Origin of the sequence: Natronococcus jeotgali DSM 18795 (genome assembly GCF_000337695.1) — an archaeon.
GTDB classification, from domain to species: domain Archaea; phylum Halobacteriota; class Halobacteria; order Halobacteriales; family Natrialbaceae; genus Natronococcus; species Natronococcus jeotgali.
Window position 1 is genome coordinate 1 of the sequence record NZ_AOIA01000052.1, and the last position, 14,385, is coordinate 14,385.

Annotated in this window: 12 protein-coding genes and 4 pseudogenes; 6 read left to right on the forward strand and 10 right to left on the reverse strand. The window is 55.7% G+C overall.

Going from position 1 to position 14,385, the window contains the following annotated elements; genetic code table 11:
• From C492_RS22280 to C492_RS25155, 7 genes and pseudogenes are all read right to left on the reverse strand, one after another.
• Nucleotides 1-371: hypothetical protein (locus C492_RS22280; protein WP_008421917.1), on the reverse strand; the 371-nt coding region annotated here is incomplete at its 3' end.
• The gene (locus tag C492_RS07275) at nucleotides 368-808 is read right to left on the reverse strand and encodes a UPF0175 family protein (RefSeq protein WP_008421919.1); all 441 of its coding nucleotides are present in this window, start codon (nucleotides 806-808) and stop codon (nucleotides 368-370) included. The genes C492_RS22280 and C492_RS07275, both read right to left, overlap by 4 nt.
• A gap of 196 nt (nucleotides 809-1,004) precedes the next feature.
• Nucleotides 1,005-1,337 (reverse strand): hypothetical protein, encoded by a 333-nt coding sequence (locus tag C492_RS26030; RefSeq protein ID WP_008421921.1) that lies wholly within the window; start codon nucleotides 1,335-1,337, stop codon nucleotides 1,005-1,007.
• Nucleotides 1,338-1,386: 49 nt separating this feature from the next.
• Complete coding sequence (locus C492_RS07285; protein WP_008421923.1) at nucleotides 1,387-1,947, reverse strand: IS1096 element passenger TnpR family protein; 561 nt, start codon at nucleotides 1,945-1,947, stop codon at nucleotides 1,387-1,389.
• Nucleotides 1,948-2,648: 701 nt separating this feature from the next.
• Entirely contained in the window at nucleotides 2,649-3,488 is an 840-nt protein-coding gene (locus C492_RS07295; RefSeq protein ID WP_008421926.1) for a hypothetical protein, read from the reverse strand.
• 287 nt (nucleotides 3,489-3,775) lie between these two features.
• Nucleotides 3,776-4,081, reverse strand: coding sequence for a DUF7344 domain-containing protein (locus tag C492_RS07300; protein WP_008421927.1), 306 nt, complete (start codon nucleotides 4,079-4,081; stop codon nucleotides 3,776-3,778).
• Nucleotides 4,082-4,444: 363 nt separating this feature from the next.
• Nucleotides 4,445-4,662: pseudogene (locus C492_RS25155) on the reverse strand (IS5/IS1182 family transposase); the annotation flags it as partial.
• 261 nt (nucleotides 4,663-4,923) lie between these two features.
• Between C492_RS25155 and C492_RS22295 the strand changes: the two are divergent.
• Nucleotides 4,924-5,133, forward strand: coding sequence for a KTSC domain-containing protein (locus tag C492_RS22295; RefSeq protein WP_083898763.1), 210 nt, complete (start codon nucleotides 4,924-4,926; stop codon nucleotides 5,131-5,133).
• 76 nt (nucleotides 5,134-5,209) lie between these two features.
• Here C492_RS22295 and C492_RS07305 read toward each other — a convergent pair whose 3' ends face one another.
• Both C492_RS07305 and C492_RS07310 read right to left on the reverse strand, forming a co-directional pair.
• Nucleotides 5,210-6,658: a DUF790 family protein gene (locus tag C492_RS07305; RefSeq protein ID WP_008421929.1), complete on the reverse strand. Its 1,449-nt coding sequence runs from the start codon at nucleotides 6,656-6,658 to the stop codon at nucleotides 5,210-5,212.
• On the reverse strand, nucleotides 6,645-8,168 hold the full coding sequence (locus C492_RS07310) for a DEAD/DEAH box helicase family protein (protein WP_008421931.1): 1,524 nt from the start codon (nucleotides 8,166-8,168) through the stop codon (nucleotides 6,645-6,647). Before C492_RS07310 ends, C492_RS07305 begins: the two co-directional genes overlap by 14 nt.
• Nucleotides 8,169-8,267: 99 nt before the next feature.
• Between C492_RS07310 and C492_RS07315 the strand changes: the two are divergent.
• The 4 genes and pseudogenes from C492_RS07315 to C492_RS07330 all read left to right on the forward strand — a co-directional run.
• Nucleotides 8,268-9,228: pseudogene (locus tag C492_RS07315) on the forward strand (hypothetical protein).
• Nucleotides 9,229-9,274: 46 nt separating this feature from the next.
• Nucleotides 9,275-9,484 carry a KTSC domain-containing protein gene (locus C492_RS22300; protein ID WP_083898764.1) on the forward strand — a complete coding sequence of 70 codons (210 nt, stop codon included), beginning with the start codon at nucleotides 9,275-9,277 and terminating at the stop codon, nucleotides 9,482-9,484.
• 1,754 nt (nucleotides 9,485-11,238) lie between these two features.
• Entirely contained in the window at nucleotides 11,239-11,799 is a 561-nt protein-coding gene (locus C492_RS07325) for a hypothetical protein (protein ID WP_204365599.1), read from the forward strand.
• Nucleotides 11,800-12,036: 237 nt separating this feature from the next.
• Nucleotides 12,037-12,408 (forward strand): annotated as a pseudogene (locus C492_RS07330) (IS5/IS1182 family transposase); the annotation flags it as partial.
• A 24-nt stretch (nucleotides 12,409-12,432) separates the two neighbouring features.
• Here the strand turns inward: C492_RS07330 and tnpC are convergent.
• Nucleotides 12,433-13,869 (reverse strand): annotated as a pseudogene (tnpC, locus tag C492_RS07335) (IS66 family transposase).
• Between the two features lie 298 nt (nucleotides 13,870-14,167).
• On the opposite strand from tnpC, the gene C492_RS07340 reads away from it, so the two are divergent.
• The coding region (locus tag C492_RS07340) for a HalOD1 output domain-containing protein (protein ID WP_049892821.1) at nucleotides 14,168-14,385 on the forward strand (218 nt) is incomplete at its 3' end.

The following is a 14,385-nucleotide window of genomic DNA, read 5'->3' on the forward strand; positions in this document are numbered from 1 at the left end:
ACAACAGTTAGACCTTGATCTTTCGCGAACGCCCGGGCATCCCCGTCATCGGTCAGCAGCCGCCCGTCGTGTGCGTCTGCGAGGGCAAACGCCTGTGCTTCACCGGGATCAAGATGGCTAGTGACAACCGCCTCTCTATTTGCGACTGTATCCGAAATCGTGGCGACTGGAATCTCATCGTTGAGTGTATCGAGTGCTGACTGAAGATACGGGGGATCATCAACGCCGTTTTCGAGTTCTTCGCGAACGACTGGAACTGCACAGATTCCAGAGAGTCCGGCAACCACCCACAACTGGTCGATATAAGCAAAGTTCGAGAGGACAGTCGTGTTCAAGACACTCGGGTTCGCTGGAATATCGTCACCTGTCATTTCGCACGTGACTCTTCGTCGTCCGAGTTCTCATCACCGAATTCCAGTTCGCTCGCTGCCTCTACCTCGTAGGCTGCGTCGTCTTCGTCAGCGAGTCCAAGGCGGAGTTCAACATCGTGCTCACGGAGGATATCACGCATCGTCCAGCGGTCGNCCTCGTAGGCTGCGTCGTCTTCGTCAGCGAGTCCAAGGCGGAGTTCAACATCGTGCTCACGGAGGATATCACGCATCGTCCAGCGGTCGACATCAGCAAGTCTCGCAGCATCACCGAGCGTGATACGCTCGCGTTCGTAGAGGGCGACTGCAGCTGCAATGCGCTCGTTTTCGTGGTCCTCGAAATATTCACGCACGAACTCTCGCAACGCATCNCCAGCCTCGACAGCACCCTCAATGAGGAGGTCAAGATCGTCTGGATACGACCCGGTGATTCGTGCCATCGTTCTACTCCAGACTACGTCTTCATACTATTTATGAACTACGCCAGGATCGGTATGCATTGGACGACAAGGTCTCAACTTCTGCAGGAGACCGGAAGATGAGACTACAGGCCGTTTAGCAGGTTTGTTGTCGTTGAATTCAGACAAATCAGCCTATCGCCGATCTTTCAGACCCCCCCTCAGCCGCTAATTCCTGTCAATTAAAGAGTGAGTTCGGCGATTTTCTGAGACTCCCCTCCGGTGTCGCCACCCAGAAACAGCTCTTTCGTTCGGGTAGAGTGACTTTTCCCCCGATTCCGGTCTCCTTCTTCAACAGCGTGAGCGTGTTCTCCGCCGTTATGAGTGGTGCCTGTCCGTACTCGCCAGTCAACTCGATCTGCACAAGCAGATCGACAGTTCTCCAAATCAAGTACACCAGACAGGCGAACACGAAAATCAGAGACGCATGTTCTCGGGCACGTAGAATGTCGGCCACCTTCAACTCCAACGCACTTGGTTCATCGTCCTGAGGCTTAAACAGGATTCTCATGAAGTCAGAACAATCAGAAGTAGAACTCAATTCCGAGAGCAGAAGAGAATCACTCGGCTGGGTCGCGGTATTGTGGTGGGATCGGGCCCTGCTTCTCAACTATCACAGGATCGCTATCAAGCGATTCCTCGCGTGACTCTTCGACTGTAATGATATGCTCCCAGCTGTCGCCGAAGTCGAACTCGTAATAGAGCCACTTCAGTACCTCTGGATTCAGCTCGCCGATGGTCGTCTCGCTGGCGTTGCCCTCCTCGGGGGGGTTCTGACGGAGTTCACGGAATCGCTCTTTGGCCCCCTCGGGCTCATTGTCAGCACCGACCTGAGAGATGGCACGTTCGATTTGTTCGGGTTCCATCGCCGGCCAACTTGGCCCACCCTCGTACTGTTCTGGCATCGCATAGCTCCGAGTGGCGATGCCGTCTGCGTCGTAGGTCATGAATTCGTACATATGAGCATCCCACCGATCGAATGCTTCGAAGATCACCTCATGTAATTCCTCTAGCGTATGCGTTTCATCGACCTCAATGTCACACCAGACCTCCTCGCCCTCATCAGGATCAAACATCGGCGGGTTCGGCGCGAGTTCGACACGAAGCGTGTAGACGGTCATACAGGAATTCCATCGCGATAGCGGTTAATTCTTCTCCCGCATTCCACAGTCGTCTTTCAAAATAGTGCATTTTTATCGTTTCTCGACGTTGTACGAGTGAGGCGTTCGATGCACTCCAGTAAAGCCGAGTTCGCGGAGGTAATCACCTCGGGCGACCCGGATCGCGTGAACGATGCGATCGAAGAGGGGCGAGAAGGAGAAACCGCCGAACGAGCCCATCTGTTCGTAAGTAGTGTCACGGAATTCTCCCAGTACTATTACGTTGATGATGGATACCAGCGGCTCTCAGCCGTCCGATTTCTGCGCCAACTCTACGTGCCACACATTCCTGACAAGTACCGAGATATCTTTTGGAATCTATTGTGCGATGCGCTTGTCGACGACGATGGGCGAGTGCGACAGGCAGCCGAGAAAGCAATTGACAAATTAATCATATTTACTGCATATCGTGAGGAGCCTGTCAAGCCGCTGCGTGTCGAACTTGCAGAGGTCGCCGACACGCAGGTGCCAACTTACTCCGAAATCCATTCGGCACTCAGCNAGGAGCCTGTCAAGCCGCTGCGTGTCGAACTTGCAGAGGTCGCCGACACGCAGGTGCCAACTTACTCCGAAATCCATTCGGCACTCAGCACCGCCGAGAAATACACTGCAGAGTCGCTGGAGTGAGTACCTCGATCTCACGCCTGCGAAGCCGCCGTCACTCACACGGAGTCCAGTTCACCGTACTCAGTGGCCGCCCGTTCGAGGTCAAATTGGATCATGTCGTTGAACTGCTGGAGTCGCTTCGGATGGATATTCTCGCCGAGCACCCGAAGGAGTTGTTCGATAGCGTCGGCGGATAGCGGGCCCGGTGAGTTCAGTTCGTCTGTTGGCTCCCAGTACCGGGGCATTTGCGGGAACGGCTCGTCGAGGATACGCTGCATCCCCTCGACGTGGTGGAGATCTTCCATCGTGTCCAGAGACTGGAGGATGCGCTCGTAGAGGTCGATCGCGTCGTGGGCATCGGCGAAGATAGCGTGTTTGAGTACCGACGAGGCCCAATACTCGTCGTCGGCTTCGGCGCGAGCGAGCGTGCGATCCGCGACGGCTACTTCGTCGTGGCCGATGCCCCAGCCGAACGCACCCGACTCTTCCCACGCAGCGTCTTTGTCATTCTCCATCGTGATCCGTCCAAGGTAGTCGAGCGCCCATGTCGGAATCGCGTCCACGTCGTGGCGGATGCGAGTGCGAATGACGCACCGGCCAAGGATGTTTGCGATCAGCACTGTACAGTGATGGTCGCCCTCTGCGGGCGGATACGCCTCAGCGCAGTCCTGTAAAAACTCCCAGTCCGGCTCGTCTTCGACGACGGCGGCGGAGGCGACGAGTTCGATCGTCTCTTCAAGATAGTCCCAGAACGCGTCACGAAAGCGGTCGCCACTTTGCTCCAGCGCGTTTGCCATCGACGTGTTCCAGTTGACGAGCAGCGTGTAGATGTCTGCTTGATCCCCTTCTGTCGTCCCTTCAAGCGCCTGCCGTAGAGGCGCAATATCGCGTGTCATCGATACTGTCTTGGTTACGCTCGTCGGGAGAAAAACAATTCTGTCGAGTAGGCCCGACGTTCAAATCTTCGTCACGAAGATTGACAGCCTCCAACGGGTTTCGACTAGGTGCTTTGAAGAAAGGACAATACGAAAGACAATGTGGAATGCAAGATAACGCCGTCATAGAAATTTTGATGTTTACTTTTCCACCGGTGAGCGTGTCATAGAATTTTTCTCGCTCCCTTCAAAGTGACCGAAGTGATAGATACAGGACAAGCAAGTAATGAATTGCCACCGTCACGGAATCATATCGAGAGCGAATTCGGATTATCAGAGTCCTCGTCGACATTGAGCAGTGGCCGAACCTCATCGAACCGTGGACCCTTTACAACCGTCCCTTGCTCACGGTCCCAGTCGATAAAGCCTGTATCGTCGAGTCTCGGGAGATGGTTGTGATAGAGGACAATCTCGAACGACTCAGATGGCTCCTCGTAGATGCCGGACTTGTCGGGTAGTGCGTCAAGGTCGATTGGCGAGTCACACTCGTGTAGGACCTCCAATCCCCGGCGCCGGGTGGCATTGGACAAGGCCCTAAAGGCCTCGTCGTTCATTCTGTTATACGTTCACAGGCAGCAGGATACACTGTGAGCCTGCAACTGCCCATGTAAGAGTACTTTTCCTTGGAGACAGCTTCTCTTCATCCACTTTCAGAGATCCCCCGCCAGTACATTATCATAAATTGTGTCATTCATTTCTGGTGTTTTTCTCCGGTTGTTACTATCCGATCTATTCGCACGCTCACTCTACCAGCTGGTTCGTTAAAGGTCAGGGTGAAAACAATCCTGTAGGGATGATTCTATGACACGCTCACCGGTAGCTACGCTCTATCGGTAGATTCTGAGACCGGCCAACTCTATTTTAGTTGATTTGTTCAGTGGTTAAAATATTAATTTCACAAGATTAATCAGAAAATTCTCAAGTCCGAACATAGCAAGGATGCCCGGCATCTCGCTCAGATAGTTATCGAACTGTCGGAGCGGCTTGTTGACTTCCTCTTTGAGCAAGAGCAACGCAATCTTCGTGGATTTGTCGTCCCCTCCTCGCCGACGGCGACGACGGGTACGTCTGGCTCTTCTACGTGAGCCGTAGCGAACTCGTGAAACGTCTGTGCGAGGTTCCTGAGACGGTCCATATTGCCAGACGGCGTCCAAATCCCCTGAGATCAGCGATACAATCCGCAGAGGGCGTCGGCGTTCAACAGAGCAGTTTCAACATCGTTATTGACAGGACAATATCGTAGATATTTTCAGATGAACAGCTCCTTCGCGAGTATTTATCCCTATTNCAACAGAGCAGTTTCAACATCGTTATTGACAGGACAATATCGTAGATATTTTCAGATGAACAGCTCCTTCGCGAGTATTTATCCCTATTACCAGCGAAGACCGCTGGTATGGACCGCGAATCCGTCTCATCATCTCTGCTCGACAGCGTCGGATACGATCCGAACGAGCAGGTCTTGGAAGTGGAACTCCAGGACGGAAGCGTCTATCAGTACATCGACGTGCCAGAAGAGACATATCGCGGGTTGATGGATGCAGACTCTCTTGGCCGGGATTTCAATGCCTACATTCGTGGTCACAACTATCACCGAATCCGATGACGATGCCAGTGGCCAAGCACAGTCATCCGGGGGGCAGTCACGAGGGCACCGTGATCACCATCTCCGACAGTGCGCCTCAATTGAAATCTGAGATCTCTGACGGGACGTGAAGCGCATGCTCCTCCGCTACCTCTACAAGATCGTAGACGTGGATCCCCGTTTTGAACCACAGCACACGGTCGCTTGCCTCACCGAACTCATCGCGAGCGCAGTCCAGATTTTCGGAGACAGCAACGATCAGGTTCTCGGCATCTGCCTGGCGAATCTTCTCGAGCTTTGATTCGAGGTACTCGGGCGTCCAGAATCCCATAATCTCGAGAATCGCTCGCCGGCCATCGGGATGTTCGATCGCAAAATCCGGAATCAACACTTCCTCGCCGATATCGAGGACGTCGTCTTCGCGAACTAGCTCCCAGTCGGTCGTCGCCCGCTCCCACTTCTGGGCCAGTGTTCGCTCGAGATCACTGTCGAACTGTTTGCCAGCACTATAGTGAGACTCCATTCCGTCTGTCTGATCGAGTGTGAACCGGTGCGTTTCGCCTGTCGTGTCGTCGACGAGAATTGCTGCGTCCATCTCCCAGCGATCACACAGCGGTAACGCTGGCAAGAAGTTCGCCATTCGGATGCCGTACTTCTGAGATTTGGAGAACAACGAGGCAGGCCCGTCCAGCACTGCTTCATAGCCGTCAGCGAGATCAGTGCTTGCTACACGGCATCCATCGCTGTCGATTGGATAAATCCGGTGCATCAACCCGAACAACTTCACGTAGCTGAATACCGTCCCGAAGTGATCCCAGACGCGGATGCGCATACGCGTTGCGTCGTAGAGAACCGCCTGTGCGAGTGCGAGATTGTAGCGGGNCTCCACAGTGAGCGCTGTATCCTGGTAGGCTTCGTCACTGCTGCCAGTCAGGTTTGTCGTCGATGGTGTCTCGTCACCCGTCTCCTGTGCTGTACTCTCGTCAGCGGTACGCTCTCCCAGCCGAACGAGACGCTTGTTCTCCTCAAGGTCTGCGTACATCCCTTGGTGACACTCGGCAAGAGAGATGCCCAGCTCGTCGGCGACGGTGCTGTACACGTCGAGCTTCTGGGTATCCTCACCGAGTGTTGGCTGGCGAACGATTGGATACTGGTCGTTCGCGTACTCGAAGAGGTGGNTGCTGTACACGTCGAGCTTCTGGGTATCCTCACCGAGTGTTGGCTGGCGAACGATTGGATACTGGTCGTTCGCGTACTCGAAGAGGTGGTGGCGAATCATTTCGGGTTCGATCGGCGCGTGTACCTCGAACTCGCACTCGTCCATGAGGAGTTTAGCTAGCCCTTGGATGATCTTGTACTCCGTATCGTCGATCGTGAGTTCGCTGATCGCCGCCTCAAGGTCGCCTTTAGGCTTGCCCAAGTGGGCCTCGAACAGCTCGATGAGCTCTCGAGCGGTCTCCCGGAAGCGTTCTTCAGTGGGATCAATGAACAGAGGAACGACTTCTCCGCCAGTCGTTCGTGAGCGAGCGAGATCAGCTGTCAGCACTGGAATTCCCCCCCTGGCGGCGTTGCTGAGAGACGTACCGTTCCTTCGTGTTCGCGGCGATAATCTCGTACAGTCGTGCGGGCTGTCGATCGTCTGTTGGGCGGAGAATTCGGCCAAGGCGTTGAGCGTACTGGCGTTTTGAGGCACTTCCGGAGAGAATGAGTCCTACATTGGCCGCGGGGACGTCGATTCCTTCGTCCAGGACCTGCGACGTCACGAGCATCGAATACTCGCCAGTCCGGAAGCGCTCGAGAAGGTCGGTTCGTTCGTCAGTCGGTGTTTGGTGGGTAATGCAGGGAACGATGAACTCTTGAGAGATGTCGTAGGCAAAGTCGTTGTTGGCGGTAAAGATGATGACACGGTCGTCGTAATGTTGTTTGATGAGCGTATCGAGGGTATCGAGCTTTTTGTGGGCTGTTCGGGCAATCTCCTCGGCGCGCTGTTTGGCGATCAGTGCCCGTCGGCCCTCTGGATCGTAGGACGAGCGTCTGAGAAACTCCTGATACCCTCGTTCCTTCCAAATGTCGAACTCGTGGCTGTCGACGTACTCACGATAGATCTCGTACTCTGTATCGTACTGCTGGCGTTCCTCGGGTGTGAGTTCGACCTCGAGGTGGATGGTTTCGTACTCGCTGAGGAACTCGCCAGCGAGCGCATCCACGTTCTCTTCGTAGACGACTGGACCGAGCAACTCGTCGAGCGTCTCGTGTTTGTCGTCAGCCCGTTCGTAGGTGGCGGTGAGTCCGAGTCGGTACGGAGCGATCATCATTTCGGGGATCTGGCGATAGGTCGGAGCCGGGAGGTGATGCACCTCGTCGACGATAAGGAGACCGAACTGATCACCGTATTCGTTGACGTAGCGATAGGCGCTGTCGTAGGTCGTGACGGTCACGGAAGTGATTTCGTGAGACCCACCACCGAGTACGCCGACACCATTCGACAGTTGGTCACCGAAGGCATTGGTCAGTGTGGCGTGCCACTGGTTCATGAGATCGATTGTCGGGACGACCACGAGTGTCGCGACGCCAGCGTCCGTGATCGCTTGCAGTCCGAGGAAGGTCTTCCCGCTGCCGGTCGGCAGCACGACACTCCCTCGGCGTTCGTGCTCGCGCCAGGCCTCGAGAGCGGCCTGCTGATAATGGCGAGGGTCAACTTGAATGGTTGGTGTGAGTGCGAGNCTCCCTCGGCGTTCGTGCTCGCGCCAGGCCTCGAGAGCGGCCTGCTGATAATGGCGAGGGTCAACTTGAATGGTTGGTGTGAGTGCGAGATCGGGATAGGAGCGAGCGGTGTCTTCGAGGTCGAGAGAGTGAGATCGATGGGTGCTCTGCTGGAGGGTCGATTGGCTATCGTCACTGGACTCGGTCTTCCCCTCGTCAGCCCAGTCAAGAAGCGACCGATAGCGATAGGCCTGAGTTCGAAATTCGTCGACGCGGTCATCCCATTCTGCGTAGGGGACTTCCTCAGGTGCGTCGTGGAGCAGGAGCGTTCCGTCGTCGAACTCGAGGTTCATTCGTAACCAATATCGTCGATCAGTGCGGTTAGCTGTGTTGGAAAAGGTGCGATAGAGCGGCCATGAACGGTTTTACTGTCCCAAGTGCATATGTCATCCATGACCTTCGCGTCCACGTGGAATAATTTGCTCTCCGAGTGTGAAGCGCTTGAAGACGATGCGACACTCATCACGCTGTTGTCCGAGCAGCGGTTTCGAATTACGGACGTCCAAGAGCATCGTATCATCGTCGAGTTTGTTGGCTCAGAGGAGTCACGCCCGCTCCAGCGAGAGCAGTTCGAACGCTCGTCGACCGGGTTCGGAGCGGTAGAGCTGCCTTCGAACTCGATCGCCTTCCTCCAGAAGCTGATCCGTATCCAGCGGTAGTGAGTCTCCACCCCCGTTTCGAGATCAACAAGCAGGCCGGAACGTTCCGCGAAACCGATGAGCCAACGCTGTCTCAGTTCGTTCGAGGTGGCTCTTCTTCTGACAGTGACGAGGAACGGATGGAACCTGACCTCGCGGTTTACTCTGACGCACTGCTACTGATCGATGCCCTCGAGCGCTACGACGTCTCCGAACTCGAGGATATGGAAACCGCCTTACTGGTCAACCTCTATACGCTGCTTTCGGACGTCCAACGAGATGCCGACGATCTCCGTGGGGACGTTGCGAACATCCTCCTGGATCGCGTTCATCATGATCAGCCCGTTCACAGGCAGTTCGGCTCCGTCCAGCGGACCGATCGAACGTATCGGTCGCTCCGGGACGAAGAGGAGGTCCTCGAAACGCTCGAGGACGCCGGCATTCCACGTGAGCGGGTCACCAGCGTCGACTCGACGAAAGTCGACGAGGCACTCGAGGTGACCGAGGTAGGACGGACGTCTACGAGATCGAAGAGCGCGAGTACGTCCGTAAGGCCGAGGTCGACGAAGAGGAGAAGGAGATGCGACTCCAAGGTCTCAAAGACCGATTGGCTGCGACGGAGGACGACGAGGCCGAGGAACTTCGCGAGGAGATCGAGGAGCTGGAAGGACGGATCAACGCCCTCACGAGCTTCCGATCCGGTGCGGGGGTGTAATCTCGCGAAAAAGGAACTATACCTGTCACACGCGAATCTACCCGATATGAAGCGACAGCCAGTCTCATCCTCTCTACTCGAAACAGTCGGCTACGATCCTGAGACGGAGACACTCGAGGCCGAACTCGAGAACGGACGCGTCTACCAGTATCGAGACGTACCTGAATCGACGTACAACAAGTTGCTCGAAGCCGACTCGATTGGTCGGTATTTTAACCAATATATCCGTGATCTGAGTCACACTCGAATCGAGTGACACCGATTCGAACCGGGCAGTAGGTTCTTTTTGGGCCGGATACGTAGTCGCGCGTATGAACGATGACGAAGTGAAAGACGAGTACTCCGACGAACGCCTCGACGAAATACTCGTCCGGGGGGGCGAATGGGTCGATGCGTTTTCCCGGAGTGCGTACTTCGAGACGTTGACTGAGGACCAGCAGCGCGAGACCGAGTTCGTCCTGATGACGTTCGCGGAGTTGATGTACGGATACGAACTCCTCCCACCGGAGGCGTGGGACGAGGAGAGCTTGGAACGGATCTGTACGGAGATCTATCCCGCAAAGGTCAGCGCCGACACAGACCACTTTCGAGCGGTTGTACCCGTTCTTTCGGCGTTTTTCGCTTTCCTCAACGACCGGGATGAACTCGAAAATGCGTCCTCGCTCGGGATGCGCGTTCAGGGACTCGAGGACGAGATTGTCGAGCGAGCGTCCGACCCGAAAAATTGGGGGATGGCCAAATCGATGCTCATGGACGCGTCTGATGCTACAGGCACTCCCCTCGAGGATCTCGAGACGCTCGACGAGATCGAAGCGGCGTTCGAAGCAGCCGGCATCGAACAGCTCGAAATTCCGGAACCGGAGCGCGATCCGTCGATGCTCGACGAAGAGCGCGAGCAACGGTTTCTCGAACTTTACGGTCGATTACTCGTCTACGTGAACGATCGCTTCGACGTGATCGAAGAAATAGAGACCTACGAGGAGTTCGAACAACGCTTCACGGACGAACTGGTCCCGATTCGGGATACGCTCTACGAGGAAGACACAGACGCGATCATCTCGGAATTCGTTGAGGAGAATCCCACCGATCTCTCGAATACGGACCTGGCCCAAGTCGAGGCGTGGACCGACTACAAACACGGCGACTTCGCCGTCGTCGAGCATCGCGAGACGGACACGGNCTCGAATACGGACCTGGCCCAAGTCGAGGCGTGGACCGACTACAAACACGGCGACTTCGCCGTCGTCGAGCATCGCGAGACGGACACGGTGTTTTTAGATCCAGACGAACCTCGAGCGTTCGGGGTAAAGTCACTTCTCTTCCCGTTTTTCGAGTATCTGCCAGCAGAAGAGCTTCCACTTCCCGTTGCAGATGTCGTCCTGCTCCCCTTCGAAGACGTAATCGTCAGCGATGGCTGGCTCAGACACGACCTGATGGGATCGATGGTCTGGCACGCGATGGGAATGGACATTGATGCTGCCTACGAGGAGGCCGAACACCGCTTCGGAATTGTCGAGTCGCTCCCGCCAACCGACGGGCCCGAGAAATCCGATGCCGAACGGCTCCGGTTTTTCACCAAGAACAAGCGAAACCGCGAGCGATACGCCGACGAAATTGCCGAACTCAAAGACCAGAGCGAGGAACTCGCCCGTATCTACCATCAACAGCTGGGGAAAGCTCGAGCCCGTAGTCTCGGACGCACGTTCCGGGAGTTGAGACTGGAAGAAGCGTACGTCGCGATCTACGACGAACAAGTCGTTGCCACCGCACCGACGGAAGCGAAACTTCAGGAGACGCTCGAGGCGATTATGCCCGATGGACGGGAAGACCATCCCTACATCTACCACTACGATCCTTGACCGCGATAGGCAAAACGGGAATCGGGTAACGATTCCCAGCCGTTTATTTTCCACTCGATGTAATCCTCACCGGGAATCGATTGTGAGTCACCTCGAGCGCTATCAACGATTTCGAGAACAGGGACGTGAACTCCACTCGAAGATCTTCGACGTGTACCTCGATCGCGATATCATCGACGAAACGTCACAACTGCTCGATCTCGACAGGGACGGTGATGCTCTGCTGTACGACACCGAGGAAGAACAGAGCGTCCATATGGATTTCATCCTCCACGAGTACCATCAGAACGGGACGACCTTCGTCGAACGCTACCGCGACGAAGAGGGAGGCGATTCCGAACTCGAGCGGGAGCTACTCGACGCGATGGTTCGAGCCGAGACGTCGTTGTTTCGCGTGACTGAGATCGATTCGTCTGCCTCTCAAGTCGTTCTCGAGGACGTATTAGGCGATGAGACTGGGATTGAACTCACCGACAGAAACTTCAGTCGAACAGCGCCACCCGACATACTGCTCTTCCTCAGACTCGTTCGGCTCGAGGATATCACTATGACGTCCGGGCTGTCGTTCGCGTTCCGGCCATCGACGGAAGAGCACCTGGTTTCGGTCTACGATCAAGTCCTTGAACGAACGAATCGGCCCGAATCAATGAGTCGGTTCATTATCTTCCACAAGCTGAACCGAAAGTACGGACTCGACGTCCACCAAGTGTGACCATCCAGTTCGTGAGAGAACTGTTCTCAAGCGATACATCGGACGCTCTTGTGAAGGCGATTGTTGATAGCGAACTCGTAGCTTGGACCTGCCCAGTAGAACCATTGTCTCAGGTTGCTCTGTTGAACGCCGACGCCCTCTGCGGATTGTATCGCTGATAGTACCGTGTTGAATAGCGATTGAATCAGCCGATATCACGGGTTAGAAGGGTGAAGCCGAGGAAATCGGTTCTTGGTTATGGAAGTCGATCTCCTCGACTTCGTTCAGGAGTGCAAACGGCTAGCCAAACAAGCGTTGGGGAGGCATGCGGGCGAGCCCACCAGCGGCGGGTTCGCCCGCTGGATCCACGTAGTGCTTCACTGTTTCCGATTCGAAGAGGCGCATAGATTCCGTGAAACACCGAATCGGCTGAAGTACATGGCCGAGATTCGTGACGTTCTCGAGCTTGATCAGACCGGTTTGCCAGACTACACCACGATCCACAAATCGTTCGACCGGCTCAAAATGTGGGTGTAGCGGGCGTTGCTGCGCATTTCAGCGCAGCAATACCCGCAGTCTGGACACGCAGCACTCGACAGCACGTTCTTCGACCACTTGGACGCACAGAGCGAGGATTTCCTCGAGCGCACGTGTTTACCCCGCAGGCTCGACAACCGGCGCAGCCTGATCTCGTGAGATCATCTTGTTGTCGCGGACAACTCGCGTGAGTTCATCATAGGGGTTGCGTCCCTGCTGGCGCCCCGTCGCCAGCAGGGACAAGATCGTCTCGTGAACGAACATCCCCCGGTCGTTCCGGAGTGTCCCGATGATCTTCCGCAATACGACCGGTTCACGAAGTGCGTTCTCTGCGGCGTTATTCGTCGGTGAGACCGCTGGCTCACCGACGAAGGTGAGCCAGTGGTCGAGTCCTCCCTCAAGCTTCCCGAGAAGTGTTGCCACTGGTCCGTCGGGCACTGACTGGTCAATCACTTCTTCTAGCCCTCTGCATCCTATCCGGTGGATTTCTGCTCTCTCACGCTGCGACAGGTCGGTCTCCAGCCGAGTCTGGAGACCGACGTACAGCTGTTTGAGATCACGGTAGATCGGGACCGCCTCGTCCTGCTTCGTGGCCGCGTCTTCAGCTTCTCGGAGAATATGTGCCCAGCACCGCTGGAGATTGCTGCTGAAGGCCGGATAGGCCGTCCATCCATCACAAATGACCGTTCCCGCGAAGTCCTCACCGAGGACTTCCGCGGGAACATCCCTCCCACGACTCTCTCTGACCGCGTACAACGTGTGCTGGGCGGTCCTAAACGTCCAGATCCATGCTTGCTCACCGTTGCGTTTGACGCCTGTTTCGTCAATGTGAACTACGTCAGCGTCTTGTATCTCTCGACGGATTTGCTCATACTCACAGCGACCGGCGCGCGCAGCGCGCTCGGTCGCGTGCCACGCGGATGCGCCCGAGAGTTCCAGTCCGTGCAGTTGCTCGAAGCGATCAGCGATCTTCCGGTAGGGAAGGCGGTGATCATACCGAGAAAGTGCTGATTGGGCGATGACGTTCACCCCGAACTGCCCCTCATCGGGGCAGTCGGGGTGTGTAGCAACCGTCTCGGTGCCACAGGAATGGCACTGGTAGCAGTGGCGGTTGTACTGGGTAACCTCTGGAGGCTGCGGGTCCGGGATTTCCTCGACGAGTCGGGGGCTGACGCCCACCGACTCGTCGAAGTGTTCGCCACACTCAGGACAACAGTCACAGGTGACCTCAATTTCTTCGTCGGGATCAGCCGTAGAACGCCACGCTGGGTCGTGACCGTCCTTACGGCCGGGAGTGCCACCGTCAGTTCGGATATCATCGTCTCCGTCGTCCTGCGAGGTCGGGGACTCGTCGGTCCCCGACCGTCGCTTACTAGGCGGCGTATGCGGATTTTCGTACTTGCGAAGCCGTGCTTCGAGTTCATCAATCCGCTCGTCCTTCTCTTGCAACTGCTCTCGGAGTTGTGTGTTCTCTTGTTCAACCTCTTCGACTCGTTGTTCAAGTTACAAAAAGCGCGAGAGCAGCTCTTCCTTGGTGAGATCATCTCCATTCACAGATCCCCCCTCCCAGCGCGGACAGCAGAGGCGACGGGATGGGCTCCGCCGCGGAGCCCATCCCTGAGGATCACCACAAAACTCTGCTGCCAGTCCATACAGCTCGACTTTTGCGCCACCTACGAGATAGTGGCGAAATCAGCTCGGGCTAAACACATACCCTCGAGCAAATCCCGCTCTAACCATGAACCCCGGAGAACATATCCAGATGGACCAAAAGAACATACTCGATAAACAGGAATTCCCGAGTGCAGGCGTCTACACAGTCGTTGCAGCAATCGAGAACTGCNATATCCAGATGGACCAAAAGAACATACTCGATAAACAGGAATTCCCGAGTGCAGGCGTCTACACAGTCGTTGCAGCAATCGAGAACTGCACCCCGTTGGACCTTCCACCACTCGCGGAAGTGATTGACCCAGATGCACTCGATGCGCTCCTTACGGAAGACACTAGAACAGACGAAGTCTCGTTCAAGTACTGTGGGTACACAGTGACAGTTACTTCTGACGAAAT